Source organism: Enterobacter sp. UPMP2052 (assembly GCF_053709675.1).
Map to the genome: position 1 here is coordinate 126229 of NZ_JBSKJR010000008.1, position 21253 is coordinate 147481.

At 57.4% G+C, this 21253-nt stretch carries 17 protein-coding genes; 4 read left to right on the forward strand and 13 right to left on the reverse strand.

What is annotated here, in order from left to right; translation table 11 throughout:
* Window positions 1-37: 37 nt before the first annotated feature.
* The 3 genes from treC to treR form a co-directional block, all read right to left on the reverse strand.
* Window positions 38-1681, reverse strand: a complete 1644-nt coding sequence (gene treC / locus ACWKX3_RS18565) for an alpha,alpha-phosphotrehalase (protein WP_102891515.1) — start codon at window positions 1679-1681, stop codon at window positions 38-40.
* Window positions 1682-1733: 52 nt separating this feature from the next.
* Window positions 1734-3152: a PTS trehalose transporter subunit IIBC gene (gene treB, locus ACWKX3_RS18570; RefSeq protein WP_088208907.1), complete on the reverse strand. Its 1419-nt coding sequence runs from the start codon at window positions 3150-3152 to the stop codon at window positions 1734-1736.
* Window positions 3153-3278: 126 nt separating this feature from the next.
* A complete protein-coding gene (treR, locus tag ACWKX3_RS18575; RefSeq protein ID WP_137849703.1) occupies window positions 3279-4226 on the reverse strand; it encodes a trehalose operon repressor TreR in 948 nt (315 codons plus the stop codon).
* A 389-nt stretch (window positions 4227-4615) separates the two neighbouring features.
* Between treR and mgtA the strand changes: the two genes are divergently transcribed.
* Together mgtA and ACWKX3_RS18585 are read left to right on the forward strand one after the other, a co-directional pair.
* A complete protein-coding gene (mgtA, locus tag ACWKX3_RS18580; protein WP_454542187.1) occupies window positions 4616-7324 on the forward strand; it encodes a magnesium-translocating P-type ATPase in 2709 nt (902 codons plus the stop codon).
* 201 nt (window positions 7325-7525) lie between these two features.
* Window positions 7526-9910 carry a beta-N-acetylhexosaminidase gene (locus tag ACWKX3_RS18585; protein ID WP_454542188.1) on the forward strand — a complete coding sequence of 795 codons (2385 nt, stop codon included), beginning with the start codon at window positions 7526-7528 and terminating at the stop codon, window positions 9908-9910.
* Window positions 9911-10009: 99 nt separating this feature from the next.
* Here the strand turns inward: ACWKX3_RS18585 and gbpA are convergent, their stop codons facing one another.
* The 10 genes from gbpA to arcA form a co-directional block, all read right to left on the reverse strand.
* On the reverse strand, window positions 10010-11461 hold the full coding sequence (gene gbpA, locus ACWKX3_RS18590) for an N-acetylglucosamine-binding protein GbpA (RefSeq protein WP_088208746.1): 1452 nt from the start codon (window positions 11459-11461) through the stop codon (window positions 10010-10012).
* Window positions 11462-11599: 138 nt separating this feature from the next.
* Window positions 11600-11986, reverse strand: coding sequence for a 2-iminobutanoate/2-iminopropanoate deaminase (gene ridA, locus ACWKX3_RS18595; protein WP_006179088.1), 387 nt, complete (start codon window positions 11984-11986; stop codon window positions 11600-11602).
* A 73-nt stretch (window positions 11987-12059) separates the two neighbouring features.
* Window positions 12060-12521 (reverse strand): aspartate carbamoyltransferase regulatory subunit, encoded by a 462-nt coding sequence (gene pyrI, locus ACWKX3_RS18600; RefSeq protein ID WP_003863370.1) that lies wholly within the window; start codon window positions 12519-12521, stop codon window positions 12060-12062.
* 12 nt (window positions 12522-12533) lie between these two features.
* Complete coding sequence (pyrB, locus tag ACWKX3_RS18605; RefSeq protein WP_058609568.1) at window positions 12534-13466, reverse strand: aspartate carbamoyltransferase; 933 nt, start codon at window positions 13464-13466, stop codon at window positions 12534-12536.
* Between the two features lie 34 nt (window positions 13467-13500).
* Complete coding sequence (locus ACWKX3_RS18610) at window positions 13501-13605, reverse strand: pyrBI operon leader peptide (protein ID WP_006179090.1); 105 nt, start codon at window positions 13603-13605, stop codon at window positions 13501-13503.
* Between the two features lie 100 nt (window positions 13606-13705).
* Window positions 13706-14185, reverse strand: coding sequence for an arginine repressor (locus ACWKX3_RS18615; protein WP_042322591.1), 480 nt, complete (start codon window positions 14183-14185; stop codon window positions 13706-13708).
* A gap of 80 nt (window positions 14186-14265) precedes the next feature.
* Window positions 14266-15669 (reverse strand): YfcC family protein, encoded by a 1404-nt coding sequence (locus ACWKX3_RS18620; protein ID WP_058609569.1) that lies wholly within the window; start codon window positions 15667-15669, stop codon window positions 14266-14268.
* A gap of 45 nt (window positions 15670-15714) precedes the next feature.
* The gene (argF, locus tag ACWKX3_RS18625; protein ID WP_006179093.1) at window positions 15715-16719 is read right to left on the reverse strand and encodes an ornithine carbamoyltransferase; all 1005 of its coding nucleotides are present in this window, start codon (window positions 16717-16719) and stop codon (window positions 15715-15717) included.
* Between the two features lie 117 nt (window positions 16720-16836).
* Window positions 16837-17748, reverse strand: coding sequence for a carbamate kinase (arcC, locus tag ACWKX3_RS18630; protein WP_006174238.1), 912 nt, complete (start codon window positions 17746-17748; stop codon window positions 16837-16839).
* Between the two features lie 10 nt (window positions 17749-17758).
* Window positions 17759-18979, reverse strand: coding sequence for an arginine deiminase (arcA, locus tag ACWKX3_RS18635; RefSeq protein ID WP_454542189.1), 1221 nt, complete (start codon window positions 18977-18979; stop codon window positions 17759-17761).
* Between the two features lie 676 nt (window positions 18980-19655).
* Between arcA and ACWKX3_RS18640 the strand changes: the two genes are divergently transcribed.
* Window positions 19656-20108, forward strand: a complete 453-nt coding sequence (locus ACWKX3_RS18640; protein WP_454542190.1) for a YhcH/YjgK/YiaL family protein — start codon at window positions 19656-19658, stop codon at window positions 20106-20108.
* A 236-nt stretch (window positions 20109-20344) separates the two neighbouring features.
* Window positions 20345-21253, forward strand: a complete 909-nt coding sequence (gene yagE / locus ACWKX3_RS18645; RefSeq protein WP_454542191.1) for a 2-keto-3-deoxygluconate aldolase — start codon at window positions 20345-20347, stop codon at window positions 21251-21253.

The following is a 21253-nucleotide window of genomic DNA, read 5'->3' on the forward strand; positions in this document are numbered from 1 at the left end:
ATAGCGGAGATACGACCCGCGCCGTATCTCCTGAGGTTTACGCCTGCAGCCACCAGACGGCTTCAAACGGCCGGAGCACTGCCGAGTCTGGACCGGCATAGTTGCTCATTACCACGTTCCACTCGCCGTGCAGGGCGTCGGGACGCCACTCCTGAGGCGCAGGGCTGAGGTTTGCGGCCACGATCAGGGTTTGCCCCTGCCACTGGCGGCGGTAGCACCACAGATAAGGGTGGTCAGGCAGAAGATCCTCATAATTCCCCCACGTCAGCACCGGCAGGGTTTTACGCAGACGAATCAGCGCTTGATAGGTATAAAACACCGAATCCGGGTCATCCAGCGCCGCGCGGGCGTTCACGGTTTCGTAATTATCGCAGACGCTAATCCAGGGTTCGCCTGCGGTAAAGCCCGCGTTGTGCGAGGCATCCCACTGCATTGGCGTGCGGCCATTATCGCGGGATTTACTTGCCAGGATCGCCAGCAGTTCATCCGGATCGCGACCGGTTGCCCGCAGTTCGGCGAACATGTTCAGACTTTCCACGTCGCGATAGTCGGTGATGCGCGTGAAGTGCGGGTTGGTCATGCCAATCTCTTCGCCCTGATAGATATAAGGCGTGCCCTGCATGCCGTGCAACACCATGCCGAGCATCTTCGCGGCGACGACGCGGTATTCCCCCTCGTCACCAAAGCGCGACACAATGCGCGGCTGATCGTGGTTACACCAGAACAGCGCGTTCCAGGCTTTGTTATGCATCCCCTGCTGCCAGTGGCTGAACAGGGTTTTCAGCGCCACGAAGTTTGGTTTTGCCTTCGTCCACTTTTCGCCGCCGGGATAATCGACCTTGAGGTGATGGAAATTAAAGGTCATCGACAGTTCGCGGCCATCGAGCGATGCGTACTGCTGGCAGTTCTCCAGCGAGGTGGATGACATTTCGCCCACGGTCATCAGGTTGCGCGGCGTAAAGACGTCGCGGCTCAGCTCCTGCAGATACTCGTGAATGCGCGGCCCGTCGGTATAGAAGCGGCGGCCATCGCCCACGTCGTCGTTCGGGAAATTCTGGTCTTTTGAAATCAGGTTGATCACGTCGAGACGCAGACCGTCCACGCCGCGATCGGCCCAGAATTCGCACACGCTTTTTAGCTCGGCGCGCACGTCAGGATTCTCCCAGTTGAGGTCCGCCTGCTCCGGGGCAAAAAGGTGCAGATAATACTGCTCGCTCTCGGCATGCCAGCGCCAGGCGTTGCCGCCGAATTTCGAACGCCAGTTGTTAGGCAACTGGTCCGGCGTGCCGTCGCGCCAGATGTAGAACTGACGATACGGGCTGGCTTTATTCAGCGATTCGCGGAACCAGGCGTGCTGCGTTGAGGTGTGGTTCAGCACCATATCCAGCACAATGCGAATGCCGCGCTGGTGCGCCTCGGCGACCAACTCATCAAAATCGTCCAGCGTACCGTAGGCCGGATCGATGGCGGTGTAATTCGCCACATCGTAACCGTTATCCACCTGCGGAGAGATGTAAAACGGCGTCAGCCAGATGGCGTCGATCCCGAGCGTTTTAAGGTAATCAAGACGCTGCGTTACGCCGCGTAAATCGCCGGTGCCGCGCCCGGTCGTGTCCTGGAAGCTCTTCGGGTAGATCTGATAGATGACGCCGTTCTGCCACCAGTGAGGAAGGGTATTCATAATGCGTTCCTGCAAATGCGAAGGGGGCGCAACTGCGCCCCGAAAGATAACGTTAGACGATCTGGAGCGTGCCCTGACGGAATTTACGCTGGTATATCACGGTGGTGAGCGCCATCGGGACGATAATTGCGATGGCCATTGCCAGAGCAAACACCTGCCAGAACGCGGGCTGAATGGAGAGGATGCCCGGCAGCCCGCCGACGCCGATCCCGTTCGCTATCACGCCGTTCAGGCCACACAGCAGGCCCGCCAGGCCGGAGCCGATCATTGCGCAGAGCATCGGGAAGCGGTACTTCAGGTTGATGCCGTACATTGCCGGTTCGGTCACGCCGAGGTAGGCGGAGATCGCCGCCGGAACGGAGATTTCACGTTCGTTATGCTTGCGGCTGACGATGATAATGCCGGTGACTGCAGAAGCCTGCGCGATGTTAGAGAGCGCAATGATTGGCCAGACCGGCGTGCCGCCAAGGCTCTGAATCATCTGCATATCAATCGCCAGCGTGGTCTGATGCACGCCGGTGATCACCAGCGGGGCATACAGGAAGCCAAACAGCGCGGCACCAATCGGCGCGAAGCTGCCGGTCATCAGGTGACGCACCGCGAAGGCCACACCGTCGCCAATCAGGCGGCCAAACGGACCGATAAAGGCATGCGCGAGGAACACCGCAATAATCAACGAGCTGACCGGCACTACCACCAGATAGAGATAATCCGGCACCATGCGCTTGATGCGCGTTTCGATAAAGCCCAGCGTCAGGCCTGCGAGCAGGGCGGGAATCACCTGCGCCTGATAACCGACTTTTGCGATGGTAAACAGGCCGAAGTTCCATACCTCCGGCACCTGCTGACCAAGTAAGTAAGCGTTCATTAACTGTGGAGAGACCAGCGTGACGCCCAGTACGATGCCGAGAATCGGCGTACCGCCCATCTTGCGCACCGCGGACCAGCAGATCCCCACCGGCAGATAGAAGAAGATCGCTTCGCCAATCAGCCACAGGAAATCATAGATGCTTTGCAGGGCCGGGTACATCTGCGCCAGCGTTTTGCCGTCGCTCATCGGCACGTCCCCGATGACGTTGCGGAACCCTAAGATTAAGCCCCCGCTGATCAGCGCCGGCAGCAGCGGGAAGAAAATCTCAGCGAAATGGGAGATAAGCTGTTCGTGCCACTTCATATTCTGGCGCGCGGCTTTCTTCGCCTGCTCTTTATCGGCGGAGGAGTGCCCGGTTGTCGCCAGCAGAGCCTGATAGTAATCGCCCACTTCGGTACCAATAACGACCTGGAACTGACCGGCGTTGGTGAAGCAGCCTTTGACCATCGACAGCTCTTCAATGGCTTTAGGGTTGGCTTTGGCCGGATCGTTCAGCACGAAGCGCAGGCGGGTAATACAGTGGCTGACGGTCGCAATGTTCTCGCGTCCGCCGACCAGGACGATCAGCTGGTCGATATCTGCTTGTCTGACTTTACTCATCATGAAACCTCATGATCTATTGATAGGGGTTATGACCTGAGCGCAAGCCTACTCTTTAAGCGTGACGGCGAAAACGGGAACGTTCCCGAAATTGGGGGAGGATCACAATAATCTGAAGTTGGAGGGTTAAGCCAGGTGTGAGGGAATAACGATCTGGCGCGGCTCCGCGCGGCCATTAATCTGCTCGATCAACTGCGCGGCTGCCTGTCGGCCAGACTCCGCGTAGCCGGGGTCGACGGTGATGATCTCCGGGTGCAGGAACTTCATCAGCGGCGTGCTGCCCACGCTTGCGACCTGCAGATCGGTAATACGCTGTTCATGTAAATACTTACTTACGCCAAGCGCCAGAGTATCCGTGGCGCAGACCAGCGCGGTGGTTTGGGGCGTCAGGACGCTTGCGGCCTGCTCATACCCTTGCTTCATGCCCAGGCCCGGCAGGGACGCCACGGCGGGGAGGTTATGTTTTTTACAGAACGTCAGGTATGCCTCGTGGCGGCGTTTGCCGGTGGTCACGTCGGTATGCGGGACGCCCAGATAGCTTATATAGCGATGGCCTTGCTCGAACAGGCGCTGCATCAGGGTGATAATCGCCCCCTCGTCATCGTAACAAACGGAGGCGAACCCGCTGGCATCGCGCGCCAGCAGCACCAGCGACCGCTGCCACGGCTTGAGTATCTCGTCCTGAATCCCGGAAAAGCCAAACAGCACCACGCCATCAATGTTGCGGCGCTGGAGCATGCCCAGGTGTTCTTCCACCATCTGCGGCGAGAACTTGCTCTCCATCATGATGGGATCGTAACCCTGCTCATAAAAGGCGGGAAGCATGGTCTGTACGGCGAGGTTTTCTGAGAGAGAATCCAGACGTGAGACGATAATGGCGACGACTTTGTCGCTCTGACCACGCATGGCGCGCGCAGAGCGGGAAGGGGAAAAACCGTGCTGATTCATCACCGCCTCGACGCGTTCACGCGTGCGTTCGCTGACACCGCTTTCGTTGTTGAGCACGCGCGAGACGGTAGATTTCCCCACGCCGCTTAAACGCGCGATGTCTTTAATCGTAAGGCGGTTCTGCATGCTGTTTTCCCTGTAACAACGACAAAATGGTCAATTGAGCCTAATGCTATAGCGCGAATTGGCTATGGGCAAAGTCTGGTTTACGTTAGGTTTATTTGCCTGGGGTTATAATACCGCCCAAATCGTCACAAACGGTATGGATAAATCCTTATACTGCGCGGCGACATCCCACTTTTTACTTACCGGAGGCTATATGGATCCCGATCCCGCCCCTCTCCTGAACGGGAGAGCAATTTCTTTCCGGTAAGCCAGCCTCCGCGCTGCTCACCGGTTACGTGAGGCAGCGCGTTTTAAACGCTCCTGCTTGAAATCTTAAGTGCCCCTCAGGCCCGGCTTTGTCGCGCCTGCAGGAAAGACTGCATCCGCCCGGCGGATGCGGGGAGCTTACTATGCTTAAAAATATTACTCGCCAGCTGCTTGCCCAGCTGAGCCGTCATCTGCCACGTCGCCTGACCGAGCGCGACCCGCTGCCGAACGCCAAACATCTGGCCGGTGCGGCGATCCCGGCATCCCTGACCGAACGCTGCCTGAATGTGGCGGCAATGGATGAAAATGAAGTCTGGCGCGCCTTTGGCGGACATCCGGAAGGGCTGAACGCGCTTGAAGTGGAAAAAATCCGCGCCGTGCACGGCGACAACCAGATTCCGGCGCAAAAGCCGTCTCCGTGGTGGGTGCACCTGTGGCACTGCTACCGTAACCCGTTCAACCTGCTGCTGACCGTGCTGGGCATTATCTCCTACGCGACCGAAGATCTGTTTGCCGCCGGGGTGATTGCGCTGATGGTGGGCATCTCCACGCTGCTCAATTTCATTCAGGAAGCCCGCTCCACCAAAGCGGCGGACGCCCTGAAAGCGATGGTCAGCAACACGGCGACCGTCTCCCGCGTGATTAACGATCTGGGGGAAAACGCCTGGGTTGAGCTGCCTATCGACCAGCTGGTGCCGGGCGATCTGGTGAAGCTCGCCGCCGGGGATATGATCCCCGCGGATTTACGCATCATTCAGGCTCGCGATCTGTTTGTGGCGCAGGCCTCGCTGACCGGTGAATCCCTGCCGGTTGAGAAAGTGGCGCGCACTCGCGAGCCGCAGCAGATAAACCCGCTGGAGTGCGATACCCTGTGCTTTATGGGCACCACGGTGGTGAGCGGCACGGCGCAGGCGATTGTCACCGCGACCGGGGGCAACACCTGGTTCGGGCAGCTGGCCGGGCGCGTCACCGAGCAGGAGAGCGAGCCGAATGCGTTTCAGAAGGGCATTGGCCGCGTCAGCATGCTGCTGATCCGCTTTATGATGGTGATGACGCCAATTGTGCTGCTGATCAACGGCTACACCAAGGGCGACTGGTGGGAAGCGGCGCTGTTCGCGCTCTCCGTGGCCGTCGGCCTGACGCCGGAAATGCTGCCGATGATTGTGACCTCCACCCTGGCACGCGGGGCAGTCAAACTCTCTAAGCAAAAAGTTATCGTTAAGCACCTCGACGCCATTCAAAACTTCGGCGCGATGGACATTCTCTGCACCGATAAAACCGGCACGCTGACCCAGGACAAAATCGTGCTGGAGAACCACACCGATATCGCCGGTAAAACCAGCGATCGCGTGCTGCACAGCGCCTGGCTCAACAGCCATTACCAGACCGGGCTGAAAAACCTGCTCGACGTCGCCGTGCTGGAAGGCGTAGACGAAGAGTCTGCCCGCACGCTCTCTGGCCGCTGGCAAAAGGTGGATGAGATCCCGTTCGACTTCGAGCGCCGCCGCATGTCGGTTGTGGTGAGCGAGCAAGAGGATGTGCATCAGCTGATTTGCAAAGGGGCGCTGCAGGAGATCCTCAACGTTTCAACCCAGGTGCGCCATAACGGCGAGATTGTGCCGCTGGACGACACCATGCTGCGCCGCATCAAACGCGTCACCGACAACCTGAACCGACAGGGACTGCGCGTGGTGGCGGTCGCCAGCAAGTTCCTGCCCGCGCGGGAAGGGGACTATCAGCGTATCGATGAATCCGATTTGATCCTCGAAGGTTACATCGCATTCCTCGATCCGCCGAAAGAGACCACCGCGCCGGCGCTGAAGGCGCTGAAGGCCAGCGGTATTACCGTGAAAATCCTGACCGGCGACAGCGAGCTGGTGGCGGCGAAAGTGTGCCACGAAGTGGGGCTGGACGCGGGCGATGTGGTGGTGGGCAGCGACATTGAGCCCCTGTCCGACGATGAACTGGCGGCCCTTGCCCAGCGCACCACGCTGTTTGCCCGCCTGACGCCGATGCACAAAGAGCGCATTGTCACTCTGCTACGCCGCGAAGGCCACGTGGTGGGCTTTATGGGCGACGGCATTAACGATGCCCCGGCACTGCGCGCGGCGGACATTGGTATTTCCGTCGACGGCGCGGTAGATATTGCCCGTGAAGCGGCGGATATCATCCTGCTGGAAAAGAGCCTGATGGTGCTGGAGGAGGGCGTGATCGAAGGGCGTCGGACCTTTGCCAACATGCTTAAGTACATCAAGATGACCGCCAGCTCCAACTTTGGTAACGTCTTCAGCGTGCTGGTGGCGAGCGCGTTCCTGCCGTTCCTGCCAATGCTGCCGCTGCACCTGCTGATCCAGAACCTGATGTACGATGTCTCTCAGGTGGCGATCCCGTTTGATAACGTTGATGATGAGCAGATCCAGAAGCCGCAGCGCTGGAACCCGTCCGATCTTGGCCGCTTTATGCTGTTCTTCGGCCCGATCAGCTCGATCTTCGACATCCTGACCTTCTGCCTGATGTGGTTTGTGTTCCACGCCAACACGCCTGAACACCAGACGCTGTTCCAGTCCGGCTGGTTCGTGGTGGGGCTGCTGTCGCAAACGCTGGTGGTGCATATGATCCGCACGCGCCGCATTCCGTTCATCCAGAGCCGTGCCGCATGGCCGCTGATCGTCATGACCGGCATCGTGATGGCGCTCGGTATCGCGCTGCCGTTCTCGCCGCTGGCGAGCTACCTGCAGCTGCAGGCGCTGCCGCTGAGCTACTTCCCATGGCTGGTGGCGATCCTCGCGGGTTACATGGTGCTGACGCAGATGGTGAAAGGGTTCTATAGCCGTCGGTACGGGTGGCAGTAAAAACCACGCCCGGTGGCGCTGCGCTTACCGGGCCTACGATCCAAACGTAGGCCGGGTAAGGCGAAGCCGCCACCCGGCAGATAGCTTTCCTCCTAAATTCAACAACCTGTGATCTGCGTCGGCCCTTGCGCTTGACGACAATTTGTACGCATGTTAACAAAATGTTTTGCCTTTATTTGGCCCGTCAGATAAGGAACATTCATGTTACGGTACAGTCTCTTAACCGCCGGGCTTATGCTCGGCACTTCCGCATTTGCCGCTCCGGCAGGCGATCTCCCGTTGATGCCCTGGCCTGCAAAGGTCGAACGCCCCACCACGCAGGGGGCGCTGGTACTCACCGATAACCTCTCCGTCAGCGTCAGCGGCGACGATCTTGGTGAGGCGGTCAACCGTCTGCGTCAGCGTATTGCCCTGCAAACCGGCTGGACGCTCCAGCCGCAGGCCGGGAAACCTGAAAAACCCACCATCCGCATTGCGATAGCCAAAAAGGTCAAACCGCAGCCGCTGCCCGACAGCGATGAAAGCTACAGGCTCGTCGTGGATGCCAGCGGCGTGACGATCTCGGCCAACACGCGTTTTGGCGCACTGCGCGGGATGGAAACGCTGCTCCAGCTTGTTCAAAACGGCGCGGAAAACACCTCGCTGCCGTGGGTGACGATAGAGGATTCCCCCCGCTTCCCGTGGCGCGGCCTGCTGCTGGATTCGGCGCGGCATTTCATTCCCCTGCCGGATATCAAACGTCAAATTGACGGTATGGCGGCGGCAAAGCTCAACGTGCTGCACTGGCATTTGACCGACGATCAGGGCTGGCGCTTTACCTCGACGCGCTACCCTAAACTGACCCAGCTTGCCAGCGACGGGCTGTTTTATACCCCTGAGCAGATGCGCGAGATCGTGCGTTACGCCACCGAACGCGGCATCCGCGTGGTGCCGGAAATCGACATGCCGGGCCACGCTTCGGCAATTGCCGTGGCCTATCCTGAGCTGATGAGTGCCCCGGGGCCGTATCAGATGGAACGCCACTGGGGCGTGCTGAAGCCGGTTCTCGATCCGACAAAAGAGGCGACCTATACCTTTGCCGACGCGATGGTCAGCGAACTGGCAGCGATCTTCCCCGATCCGTATCTGCATATCGGCGGTGACGAGGTGGACGATACCCAATGGAAAGAAAACGCCGCCATTCAGACATTCATGCGCGATAACAAACTGGCGGACAGCCACGCGCTGCAGGCGCACTTCAACCGTCGGCTGGAGACGATCCTCGAAAAACATCACCGCCAGATGGTTGGCTGGGACGAGATCTTCCATCCCGATCTGCCGAAAAGCATTCTGATCCAGTCCTGGCAGGGACAGGACGCACTGGGGCAGGTGGCGCAGAAGGGCTATAAAGGGATCCTTTCGACGGGCTTCTACCTCGACCAGCCGCAGTCCACCGCCTACCACTATCGCAACGAAATCCTCCCCCAGGGGCTGAACGGGGTGGATGTTATTGCCGATGACGACAGCGCGCAGAGCTGGTCCTTCTCCATGCCGCGCCTGAAAGGCAAGCCGGTAGAGGGGAGCTTTACGCTGGTGAAAGGCAATGCGGGCTGGCGCGGGTTCATTGATTTTGCCGGCAAATCTCGCCGTGCGGTGCAGGATATCCAGTGGCGCGATGACAATCAGGTGACCTTCACCGTGGATACCTGGATGGGGGAAACGCGACCGGTGGTTTCTGTTAATAACGACACCCTCGGCGGCTATTTCCTGGTGGGCAACGCCCGGTATCCGATCGTCGGCAAACGGCTGGATGAGATACCGAAAGGCGTCGCCCCGGTCGTTCCGTCGCCCGGCAACCAGGCCAATCTGCTCGGCGGTGAAGCCGCGCTGTGGGCGGAAAACGTGGTCGCCCCGGTGCTGGACATTCGCCTGTGGCCGCGCGCCTTTGCCGTGGCGGAGCGGCTGTGGTCGGCGCAGGATGTCAACGACGTCGATAACATGTACACCCGCCTGCAGGCGATGGACAGCTGGACGACGGTGTCGGTGGGCCTCCAGCAGCACACCCAGCAGCAGGTGCAGTTTACCCGTCTGGCAAACAGCGCCGATACCTTACCGCTGCAGATCCTCGCCCAGGCGATTGAACCGGCGCAGTATTACACCCGCCAGCACCTCAAGTTCCAGGCCGGAAATTATCATCAGTTTGAGCCGCTTAACCGCCTGGCGGATGCCCTGAATGCAGAAAGCCTGACCGTGCGTCAGATGAATAAATGGGTCGACAGGCTGGTCAGCGATGCCGAGGACACGGAAAGCGCCGACGCGCTGCGCCACGTCTTCAACCGCTGGCAGAACAACACCAGCGATGCGCTGGCCTTAAGCGAGAACAGTTACCAGCTGAAGGCCATCAAGCCGGTGATTCAGGAGGTGGATAAACTGGCGTCGATAGGTCTGCGGCTGACCGATCTGGTGGCGCGTCAGGGGACGCTGGACGATAAAGAGATTGCCTCGATTCAGAACGAGCTGGATAACGCGGCGAAGATTCAGGATGAGGTGGTGATTGTGGCGGTTTATCCGCTGGAGACGCTGCTGCGCGCCACGCGGAATCAGTAAAAAGAGAAGCCCGGTAGCGCTTCGCTTATCGGGCCTACGTAACGTGTAGGCCCGGCAAACGCAGTGCCGCCGGGCGCAAAAGCAACGGAATGCTTCAGATTAGTTCTTCAGAATCCACGCTTCTTTCCAGTGAGCGCCAACGCCTGGCTCATACTGGTTTGCCGTTGGGCTGTACTGCACGCAGTAGCCGCTGTAAGGGAAAGGCTTACACTGGTAAGTCTTGCCATTTTTTGGCTGCAATACCACGGTACCTGCTTTGTACGACCCGATGTTCTGCGGGAAGGTGAAGTCGTAGCTGCCGGTGTTACCGCTTGCAGAATCTTCTTCCAGCATCAGGTTCAGCACGTCCTGAGCGAACATCGTGCCGTCTTTGTTGGTCGCGTAGTATTTCAGCATGTGGTGGCCTGCGGTCACGTCGGTCAGGTTCATGGTCACGTCCTGGTTGGCGTTATTCATGTCCTGCTTCACATAACCTTTTTCCGCACCCATGTGGTTCATGACGTGCGCTTCCAGGTTCACATCACCGTGGGTATTCACGTGGAAGGTGACGGTTGCGTTGCCGTTTTCAATTTTGCTGTACTGCAGGTTAGATACGGCGATGGTTTCGCTCACGTCAGCCTGCTGCTCTTCATAGGAGATAGCAACGGACTTCAGCTGGCTGCCGTCTTTCACGAACACGCTGTTTGCGCCGTGAACCGGGTTGATTTCACCGCTTTCATCTTTAACGCCAACGCGAACGTCGCCGTGTGCGTTGTTGATCTGCTGCGCCAGGTCGTAAGACCACTGGTTCGCATCACCCTGTTCAGCAGAGGCGATGGTCAGTTCAGTGCGCATAGAGGCCACTTCGCCGTTTGCGTCGAAGAAGCGCGCGATCACTTTGTCGCCTGCGTTCAGGTTATTACCTGCGATCTGGCCGTTCAGCGTCTTAGTCCACTCGGACACGACAACTGGCGTTTCGTCTGGCGTCACGTTGCCGCCGTTACCGAAATCAACGTCGATAGCCTGGTAGAAGCTGTTAGAGGTATCGGCAATTTCCCAAACGCCATAAATAACCTGGTAACCGGTACGCTCAGGCACATTACAATTCATTGTCTGACGCTGAGCAGGTGCCTGGCCATTACCGTTAACGGTACAGAATGGTGTTAATTCGAATTGATCGCGGGTCAGCGGTTTGTTCGGGTTCCAGTTTTGTTTGGTAATATAATAACGCCAGTTAGTCGTTTTATGTGGCGCAGTATGATACCAGACGAACTGGTGTGGACCGGCCGTCATAGGGCTTTTCGTCCACGCATTCAGGCTCTGTTTATCGAGCTGGGAATACTGAGAAATACCGGCGCTGGCGAGTTGACCATCAGGCGGCATCGCGCCAGTAGGGAAACCGGAGGATTTTTCCACGCTCTGCGGTTCGTACTGAACGGTACCGCAATCAATATTTTGACCGAGCTTACACATATAAGCACGGCTGGCTGGAGACTCAATATATCCATGAGCAAATGCAGAAGAGGCAACGGTCAATGTTGCGATTGCAAATGCGATTTTTGAAAGTTTCATTACTCGTCCATTAAAAGAAAGTATTACTTGGCGAATAAAGTCTAATAATGGACAAGGTTATATGTCATTTTATACAGAGAGTAAAAATGGTCGAAATAAAAAAGGCAGCCGTAGCTGCCTTGAATTCATTGAAATATATTATCGACGTACGGCAATCGCTTCAATTTCAATTTTCACGTCTTTCGGCAGACGCGCCACTTCCACGCAGGAGCGCGCCGGGAAGGTAGCGTTATGCTCGGTGAAGAACGCTTCGTAGGTCGCGTTCACGGTCGCGAAGTCGTTCAGGTCTTTAACGAAAACGGTCGTTTTCACGATATCGCCCACTTTCAGGCCCGCTGATTCCACAATCGCCTGCACGTTTTCCAGTGACTGGCGCGCCTGTGCGGCTACGTCTTCCGCCACTTCACCGGTTTTTGGGTTCACCGGGATCTGACCGGAGGTGATGATCATGCTGCCCAGATCAACGCCCTGAACGTATGGGCCAATAGCGGCTGGTGCATTTTCCGTCGCGAGTACTTTGCTCATGTTTTCTCCAGAATTACAGCGTTAAGAATGTTCCCGGCCATTATAACAGCCGGGTTTTCATTACCAACCTCAATTAGTTGGCCAGCACCACATAATGAGAAAACTCTTTTTCACAGTATTTGCATTTGAGTGCGATGTCATTCGCGCGCTTTTTCACTGCAAAACTGGATGAAACTGGCTCAGCATGGCTGATGCAGTTGCTATTCGGGCAGACCAGCACGCTCTCAATACGATCCGGCAGGCTCGGGCGGGATTTGCCCACTACGTCATAGTCGTCGATGCGGTTCACCGTGGCGTCCGGCGCGTACAGGGAAAGCTGGTTGACCTGTTCGTCGGTCAGGAAGGTGTTCTCGATTTTGATCAGGTCTTTGCGGCCCATTTCGCCCGACGGCAGGTTCAGGCCGATGGTGATGCGCTGGTCGGTTTCGGTCAGTTTGAACAGGGTCAACAGCTTAAAGCCGACCTGCGCAGGGATGTGGTCAATCACGGTGCCACGTTTGATGGCTTCAACCTGGAGTTTGTTATCGTGTGTCATTGTCGTTTCCCCTTACAGAGCCAAATCGCGATTCAGAACCAGTGCCAGTAACGCCTGGCGAGCGAAGATGCCGTTCCCGGCCTGCTGGAAGTACCAGGCATGCGGGGTTTTATCCACGTCGGTGTTGATTTCATCGATGCGTGGCAGCGGGTGCAATACCTTCATGTTGCCGCGCGCCCCCTCGAGGTCGCTGGCGCGCAGGACAAACTGTGCCTTCACGTTGGCATATTCAGACGGATCCAGGCGCTCTTTCTGCACCCGGGTCATATACAGAATATCGACGTTGCCCACCACCTCTTCGATGCTAGCGTGCAGGCTCCACGCGATGCCTTTTTCATCGAGCATGTCGAGAATGTACTGCGGCATCGCCAGCGCGTCCGGGGCGATAAAGAAGAAGCGGTTGCCGTTGAATTTCGCCAGCGCCTGGGTCAGGGAGTGAACGGTGCGGCCATATTTCAGGTCGCCGACCATGGCGATGTTCAGGTTTTCCAGCGTGCCCTGGGTTTCCTGAATGGTGAACAGATCCAGCAGGGTCTGCGTGGGATGCTGGTTCGCACCGTCGCCGGCGTTCAGCACCGGAATGCCGCCGGAAAATTCGGTCGCCAGACGGGCGGCTCCTTCCTGCGGATGGCGCATGACAATCGCATCAACGTAAGTACTGATAACCGAAATGGTATCCGCCAGGGTCTCGCCTTTTTTACCCAGCGACGTGTTGCTGCTGTCCGAGAAGCCCACCACGCTCGCGCCCAGGCGGTGCATGGAGGTTTCAAAGGAGAGGCGCGTGCGGGTCGAGGCTTCGAAGAAGCAGCTCGCGATCACCTTGTGCTTCAGCAGCTCCGGTTGCGGATTCGCTTTCAGTTTTGCCGCGGTTTCCAGAACCAGTTCCAGCTCTTCGCGGCTGAGGTCGTTTATGGAAATGATGTGTTTTTGATAAAGCGGATTCATGTTTATCTCCTGACGCCGGGCAAAAAAAAGCCCCTCAAATGAGGGGCTCTGGGAATAGGGTACGCAACGGGAAGAAAAACGGCAGGCCAGCGTCTGATTTCAGACGCGGTAAGACGATATGTCGTACACGCTTGACCATGCTTCCTCCCGGCAAATTGTCGGGCATTATACGCACCCCGTTATGCGGATCAAGCGATTTAATGCACGCTTTACTCAATGCAAACGGTTCTTTGTGAATATTAATGCGTTCTGAGTAAATAATTAATTTGCTTATGCACCAGTGCGGTGCGCTTCACGACACGCGGTGCCACCCAGACGATACTGCTTCCGGCAACCACGCCTAAAATTTCCGGTAACTGGTGATAATCCAGAATACGCGCCACCGCGCGGCCATATCCGGCGACGGTATGGATAAGGATAAATTCGCTATTGTGCTCCACGCTGACCACCATTTCGGAAACGGTGCGCGCGGCGTCGGGGGCAGGGCGCAGCTGTGGATTCAACGAATAAATCTTTAGCCCTTTGGCATTTCGAATTTTTATGACTCCGAGCAACTTCAGCAGGCGCGAAACGGTGGACTGGCTGATGGTCTCAAAGCCATGTTCCTGCAGGTCGCGGCGGATCTCCTCCTGGGAGAGATAGCTCTTTTCGGCGATCAGACGCTGGCACACCGTCAGCTGTAGTTGCTCTTTGGGTGAGTACTCTTCGTAATCCATCATATTTACCCTATCAGTTCCCGAAATAACCGGTGGCGCTGCACCGATCCGTAGGCCGGACAGACGCAGCGCCATCCGGCAAATTACAACAATGCACCCAGGCTTAACGCCACCATAATCACCACCGTCAGGATCGCCAGCAGCGGCGCCACCCATTTGAGATAACGCACGTAAGGCACGCGGGCGATAGCCAGCCCGCCCATCACGACGGCAGAGGTAGGAGTGACCAGGTTAACGATGCCGGATGCCGACTGGTAAGCCGTGACCACCAGGTCGCGGTTGACGTTAGCGAAATCGGCGAGCGGCGCCATGATCGGCATCGTCAGTACGGCCAGGCCGGACGAAGAAGGCACAAGAAACGACAAAACCACCTCCAGCCAGTACATTACGTTGATGAACGCCACCGTGGATAAGCCGGTGACCAGACCTTCCGCACTGTGCAAAATGGTGTGGGTAATCATGCCCTTATCCATGATGACTACGATACCGCGCGCGATGCCGATAATCAGCGCGACGCCCAGCAAATCTCGAGCGCCGTTGATAAACGTGGAGGTCAGTTCCTCTTCACTCATGCGGGCGATCAGGCCCACGATAATCGCGCTGGCAAGGAACACCGCCGAGATTTCCGCCATCCACCAGCCGAGCACCGCCACGCCGTAGATCATCACCGCGAAGGCCAGCGCGAAGATCAGCAGGATAAGTTTACGCACCGGGGTAAATTCCAGCGACTGCTCGCCCTTGTTGCCGAGGAAGTGGGCGAGGTTCTCCTCCTGCTTGTCCGCAACGATGGAGAGCGACGGATCCTTGCGCACTTTGCGGGCGTAACGCATTACCCACGCCACGCAGATGAGCCAGCCAATCACCAGCAGCGCCACGCGTAAGGCGATACCGTTGGTGAAGGGGATCCCCGCCGCGTTGGCGGCGATCACCGTGGCGAACGGGTTAATGGTGGAGCCGAGCGTGCCGATCCCCGCGCCGAGCAGGACGGTGGAGGCCGCAACCACCGGATCGAAACGGGCGGCCAGCATCACCGGCACCAGCAGGGTGTAAAATGGCAGCGACTCCTCAGCCATGCCGTAAATCGTGCCGCCTGCGGCAAACAGCGCCATCAGGATCGGGATCATCCACTCTTCGCGTCCGCGAAGGCGGGTGGTGACGCGCTCGATCCCGGCGTCGATCGCCCCGGTTTTGGTGACGATCCCGAGAAAACCACCGATGATCAGGATAAACAGCGCGACGTCGATCGCCCCGGCCTGGCCGGATTCCGGATCGTACAGCCCGGCGATCGGTGCCATCAGCACGGAGACCAGCCCCTGCGGATGCGCAGCGACGTGCGCGTAGGTGCCGGCCACAGGTACCTCTTTACCGAGCGCCTCGTTCATCGCCATGTGGTACTGCCCGGCCGGTACTATCCACGTCAGCACGGCAACCACGGCAATCAGGAAAAAGAGAATGGTGTAAGCGGAGGGAAATTTGAACTTGCCCATGATGTTCTCCTCAACCCGGCGCACCCACGGTGCGCCGGGCGGTGATTAGTCGCCGAGTGTCGCCACCATGACCGCTTTAATGGTGTGCATGCGGTTCTCTGCTTCGTCGAAGACGATGGAGTTCGGGGACTCAAAGACCTCTTCCGTCACTTCCAGCCCCTTCAGGCCGTAGGCCATCTCGATTTCGCGGCCCACTTTGGTGTGCTCGTTGTGGAACGCCGGCAGGCAGTGCATGAACTTCACGTTCGGGTTGCCGGTGGCCTTCATCACGTTGGCGTTGATTTGGTACGGCGTCATTAGGCTGACGCGCTCGGCCCAGGCCTCTTTCGGCTCGCCCATCGACACCCACACGTCGGTGTAGAGGAAATCGGTGCCCTGCACGCCTTCTTCCACGTCGTCGGTCAGCGTGATGCGCGCCCCGGTCTCTTTGGCGATGGCCCGGCACTGCTCAACCAGCCCGGCCTCGGGCCAGAAGGATTTCGGTGCGACCAGGCGAATATCCATCCCCATTTTGGCCGCGCCGACCATCAGCGAGTTGCCCATGTTGTTGCGCGCGTCGCCCAGGTAGGCAAAGCTCAGCTCCGGCAGGGTTTTGCCCGGTGCGTGCTCCAGCATGGTCATCAGGTCGGCGAGGATCTGCGTCGGGTGGAACTCATCGGTCAGGCCGTTCCACACCGGCACGCCCGCGTACTCGCCCAGCTCTTCCACAATCGCCTGGCCGAAGCCGCGATATTCGATGCCGTCATACATCCGTCCCAGCACGCGGGCGGTGTCTTTCATCGACTCTTTATGACCAATCTGCGATCCGCTTGGGCCGAGGTAAGTCACCTGCGCGCCCTGGTCAAATGCGCCCACTTCAAACGCGCAGCGGGTGCGGGTGGAGGTTTTTTCAAAGATCAGGGCGATGTTTTTACCGACTAACGTCTGCTTTTCGCGTCCGGCTTTTTTGGCGGCCTTAAGCTCGATGGCAAGGTCGATCAGGTACTGGATCTCGGCGGGGGTGAAGTCCAGCAGTTTCAGAAAGTTGCGGTTTTTCAGGTTGATAGTCATGGGTAAATCCTTTTTGAAATTTAGCTCTCTGTTGCCCTCACCCCGGCGGTTATATTCCCTCTCCCTGAGGGAGAGGGTTAGGGTTAGGGTTAGGGTGAGGGTGAGGGGGAAAACGTCTCAGTTACGAATCAACGTGCCTTTCTCGCCCGCCAGAATCTCTGCCCCGTCGGCCAGGGCGCCGATCCCGGCGATGCCGCCGCAGGCTTCAACGAACTCGCGGCAGGCGGCCACTTTCGGTCCCATCGATCCGGCGTCGAACTGCATATCGTTCAGTAACGCCGGCGTGACCTGTGCCAGCGGACGCTGGGTTGGTTTGCCCCAGTCGAGGTAAACCGCGTCAGCATCGGTCAGGATCAGCAAGGCATCGGCCTCTATCTGGCGCGCCAGCAGCGCGGCGGAAAGGTCTTTGTCGATCACCGCCTCAATGCCGCGGTAGCCGTTGGCGTTTTCCACGACCGGTACACCGCCGCCGCCGTTGCAGATCACCAGATGGTCGCGCTGGATCAGCGCCGTGATGGCATCGCTCTCAACGATGCGTTTCGGCTGCGGGGAAGGCACCACGCGGCGGAATGCGCTGCCGTCGGCCTTGAATATCCAGCCTTTTTCTGCCGCCAGCGCCTTCGCCTGCGCGTCGGTGTAGATCGGGCCGATGTACTTGGTCGGGTTGGTAAACGCCGGATCGGCGGGGTCCACCTCCACCTGGGTAAGCAGCACGCTCACCTCGCGCTGGGGCAGGTTGTTTTTCAGCGCCTGCTGGAGCATGTAGCCGATCATCCCCTGGCTTTCCGCGCCGAGGATGTCGAGCGGGTAGGGGGTAACTTTGTCGTAGGCGCTGTTTTGCAGCGCCAGCAGCCCGACCTGCGGCCCGTTGCCGTGCACCAGCACCACGCGCCACTGTGCCGTCAGCCCGGCGATGGTGCGGGCCGCGAGTTCGATGTTCTGGCGCTGGATCTCCGCTTCCAGCGGCTCGCCGCGCTTGAGCAGCGCGTTGCCGCCGAGGGCCACAACCAGAGTGGGTTTACGTTCCATAGTGGCTCCTTTAAATTCCGTCACGTTCCAGCGGGCAGCTCATGCAGCGTGCGCCGCCGCGTCCGCGTCCCAGTTCGTCGCCCGGGATAGGCAGTACGGTTATCCCGGCTTTGTCGTACTTCTCGTTAGTCCAGATGTTGCGCTCGTAGCCGATCACCACGCCCGGGCGGATGGTCAGGACGTTGTTGGCGTCGTTCCACTGCTCGCGTTCGGCTTCAAAGGCATCGCCGCCTGTGGTGATCAGGCGCACCTGGTTAATGCCGAGGGCTTTTTCGATGGCGTGCAGCAGGTCGGTTTCTTGGGTGCGCAGCAGGCCGCCGCGTCCGTCCGGGGTGAGCGTCCAGCACTGGGCATCTTTGCGCACCACTTCCGGATAGACGGAGAAGGTGTCCACGTCGATGTGGGTCATGACGGTGTCGAGGTGCATGCAGGAGCGGTGTTTCGGCAGTTCAACGGCGATCACCCGCTCGGCCTGACGATGCTGGAATAAACTGTTCGCGAGGAACTCGACCCCCTGCGGCGTGGTGCGTTCAGACAATCCGATTAATACCGCCCCGCGGCCAATCACCAGCACATCACCGCCTTCTAAGGTGGCGTGGTCGTAATTAATATTTTCGTCGCCGAAGTATTTAATAAAATCGCCGTCGGCAAACGCCGGGTGCCAGCGATATATTGCCCGCAGGTTATTGGTTTCACGCTGACGTGCCGGTTTGGCCATTGGGTTAATTGATACGCCGTTATAAATCCAGCAGGAGGTGTCGCGAGTAAATAAATGGTTGGGCAGCGGCTTCATAATAAAATCATTCGCCGTATGGGTATCGACAACCATATTTTTAATCGCGGCAGGAATTTCGCCGTAGGTTAATCCGCCGCTTAAGCGACGCGCCAGCTCGCGGTGCGGCATATCTGCCAGCCAGCCGCGCACGTCGGTGGCAAAGGTGGGCCCAAGGCGATAATCGGAGATTTGCGTCTCCAGCAGCCACGCTTTTGCTTCTGCAATATCAAGCGCTTGAGTAAGAAGGTCGGTCAACAGCAGGACTTCCACACCCTGCTCACGCAGCGTGTTTGCGAAGATGTCATGCTCCTCACCCGCCCGCTCGACCGACAGAACATCGTCGAATAACAACTCCTGACAGTTCGACGGCGTTAACCGTTTCAGGCTTAAATTTGGGCGGTGCAGCATAACGCTACGCAATTGACCAATTTCAGAACCGACGTAATGCTTTTCCATAATTATTCCTTAAACCGTTTTTTCAGAATAAAAAGGGCATGCGCCATGCGGTGTAATTAACTCCATGGCGGCTAAGCTCAATTGATTTCGAGACTCATACTAGGCGGTTGAATAATCGTTAATGTGATATTGCTCACGCGAAAAGCGATATTACGCGGTTTGTATTCAATTGCATGATTCGAATCAGATAATGATTAATTGGCTATTATTTGCGGATGAATAGCTAAGCATGATCTATTGGCTTTATTCGAGGTTGTTATTAATTTGTAGATGGCAATCTTTTGAAGTAATTAGATATCATGCTGATTTAAAAGGCTTTTTAACAGGAGCAAGAATGGCTATGCATTATTCACAATTATCTATTTTTGACTTAAGGAAAATCCATAAATAATTATTGAATTTTTCAGCACATAACCAAAAGAGTAAAGTGTGAGGCGACACGGAGTTTTGTTATTAATCATTTAAATTCAGTTGGTTAAGTTTTTTGCGCGATCGCGCCGGGCAGGGGTTATGCATAACCTCTGCATAATTGCCTGTGGACGACATACAAATATTTAACACAATTCCCGATAAACATGCGTTCGCGCAAATCTCGTTTAAAAAGGGGTGGTATGGCAGTCTGAATTCTCGTATAAAAGATTAAAATGAAACGCTGTTTTATATTGAGGGTTTGAACATGATTATTGGCAACATCCACCATCTGCAGCCCTGGCTGGCCGAAGAGCTGCGTCAGGCTATCGAACACGTTAAGGCACAGGTCACCGACGCAACCCCGACCGGCAAGCACGATATTGACGGCAACAGCCTGTTTTACCTTATCTCAGAGGACATGACCCAGCCGTACGCCGAACGCCGCGCCGAGTATCACGCGCGCTATCTGGATATTCAGATCGTCCTCAAAGGCCAGGAGGGGATGACCTTTAGCACACTGCCGCACGGTACGCCGGACACCGACTGGCTGGCGGATAAAGACATCGCCTTTCTGCCCGAGGGCGAGCAGGAGAAAACCGTGGTGCTCAGCGAAGGGGATTTTGTGGTGTTCTGGCCGGGTGAAGTGCACAAGCCGCTGTGTGCGGTGGGTGCGCCTGCGCAGGTGCGTAAGGTTGTTGTGAAGATGCTGGTGGGGTAAGACCCCTCACCCCCAGCCCCCTCCCATGGGGAGTGTGTAAAAGTTCCCTCTCCCTGTGGGAGAGGGTAAGGGTGAGGGCACCAGGCCGCACCTTTTATAATGTGATCCAGCTTAAATTTTCCGCACTCCTTCTTCCCTTCCCATTTACCTGCGCTTTTTCTGCGTCATAGTATGATCGTTAAATTAATGAACGCTGTTCTATAATGTAGAACAAAATGATTCAGCAAGGAGATCTCATGCCGCAGTCTGCGTTGTTTACGGGAATCATTCCCCCTGTCTCCACCATTTTTACCGCCGATGGCCAGCTTGATAAACAGGGCACCGCCGAGCTGATTGATGATTTGATCGCGGCGGGCGTCGATGGTCTGTTCTTCCTGGGCAGCGGCGGCGAGTTCTCCCAGCTCAGCGCCGAAGAGCGTAAAACCATTGCCCGTTTTGCCATCGATCATGTCGATCGTCGCGTGCCGGTCCTGATCGGCACCGGCGGCACCAACGCCCGGGAAACCATTGAACTGAGCCAGCACGCACAGCAGGCAGGGGCTGATGGCATCGTGGTGATTAACCCCTACTACTGGAAAGTGTCGGAAGCGAACCTGATCCTCTATTTCGAGCAGGTAGCCGACAGCGTTACGCTGCCGGTGATGCTCTACAACTTCCCGGCGCTGACCGGGCAGGACCTCACGCCGGCGCTGGTGAAAACCCTGGCCGATTCGCGACGCAATATTATCGGCATCAAAGACACTATCGACTCCGTCGCCCACCTGCGCAGCATGATCCTCACCGTGAAATCTGCCCATCCGCACTTCACCGTGCTGTGCGGCTACGACGATCATCTCTTTAATACCCTGCTGCTCGGCGGCGACGGGGCGATATCGGCGAGCGGCAACTTTGCGCCGCAGGTATCGGTGAATCTTCTGAAAGCCTGGCGCGATAAGGACGTGGCGAAAGCGGCCGGGTATCATCAGACATTACTGCAAATTCCGCAGATGTATCAGCTCGATACGCCGTTCGTGAACGTGATTAAAGAGGCGATAGTGCTCTGCGGTCGCCCGATCTCTACGCATGTGCTGCCACCCGCGTCACCGCTGGACGAGCCGCGTAAAGCACAGCTGAAAACACTGTTACAACAGCTCAAGCTCTGCTGA

Excerpts from the sequence above, each read along its gene's own strand:
- treC (WP_102891515.1), bottom strand. The coding sequence starts at position 1,681 with ATGAATACCCTTCCTCACTGGTGGCAGAACGGCGTCATCTATCAGATC.
- treB (WP_088208907.1), bottom strand. The coding sequence starts at position 3,152 with ATGAGTAAAGTCAGACAAGCAGATATCGACCAGCTGATCGTCCTGGTC.
- treR (WP_137849703.1), bottom strand. The coding sequence starts at position 4,226 with ATGCAGAACCGCCTTACGATTAAAGACATCGCGCGTTTAAGCGGCGTG.
- mgtA (WP_454542187.1), top strand. The coding sequence starts at position 4,616 with ATGCTTAAAAATATTACTCGCCAGCTGCTTGCCCAGCTGAGCCGTCAT.
- ACWKX3_RS18585 (WP_454542188.1), top strand. The coding sequence starts at position 7,526 with ATGTTACGGTACAGTCTCTTAACCGCCGGGCTTATGCTCGGCACTTCC.
- gbpA (WP_088208746.1), bottom strand. The coding sequence starts at position 11,461 with ATGAAACTTTCAAAAATCGCATTTGCAATCGCAACATTGACCGTTGCC.
- ridA (WP_006179088.1), bottom strand. The coding sequence starts at position 11,986 with ATGAGCAAAGTACTCGCGACGGAAAATGCACCAGCCGCTATTGGCCCA.
- pyrI (WP_003863370.1), bottom strand. The coding sequence starts at position 12,521 with ATGACACACGATAACAAACTCCAGGTTGAAGCCATCAAACGTGGCACC.
- pyrB (WP_058609568.1), bottom strand. The coding sequence starts at position 13,466 with ATGAATCCGCTTTATCAAAAACACATCATTTCCATAAACGACCTCAGC.
- ACWKX3_RS18610 (WP_006179090.1), bottom strand. The coding sequence starts at position 13,605 with ATGGTCAAGCGTGTACGACATATCGTCTTACCGCGTCTGAAATCAGAC.
- ACWKX3_RS18615 (WP_042322591.1), bottom strand. The coding sequence starts at position 14,185 with ATGATGGATTACGAAGAGTACTCACCCAAAGAGCAACTACAGCTGACG.
- ACWKX3_RS18620 (WP_058609569.1), bottom strand. The coding sequence starts at position 15,669 with ATGGGCAAGTTCAAATTTCCCTCCGCTTACACCATTCTCTTTTTCCTG.
- argF (WP_006179093.1), bottom strand. The coding sequence starts at position 16,719 with ATGACTATCAACCTGAAAAACCGCAACTTTCTGAAACTGCTGGACTTC.
- arcC (WP_006174238.1), bottom strand. The coding sequence starts at position 17,748 with ATGGAACGTAAACCCACTCTGGTTGTGGCCCTCGGCGGCAACGCGCTG.
- arcA (WP_454542189.1), bottom strand. The coding sequence starts at position 18,979 with ATGGAAAAGCATTACGTCGGTTCTGAAATTGGTCAATTGCGTAGCGTT.
- ACWKX3_RS18640 (WP_454542190.1), top strand. The coding sequence starts at position 19,656 with ATGATTATTGGCAACATCCACCATCTGCAGCCCTGGCTGGCCGAAGAG.
- yagE (WP_454542191.1), top strand. The coding sequence starts at position 20,345 with ATGCCGCAGTCTGCGTTGTTTACGGGAATCATTCCCCCTGTCTCCACC.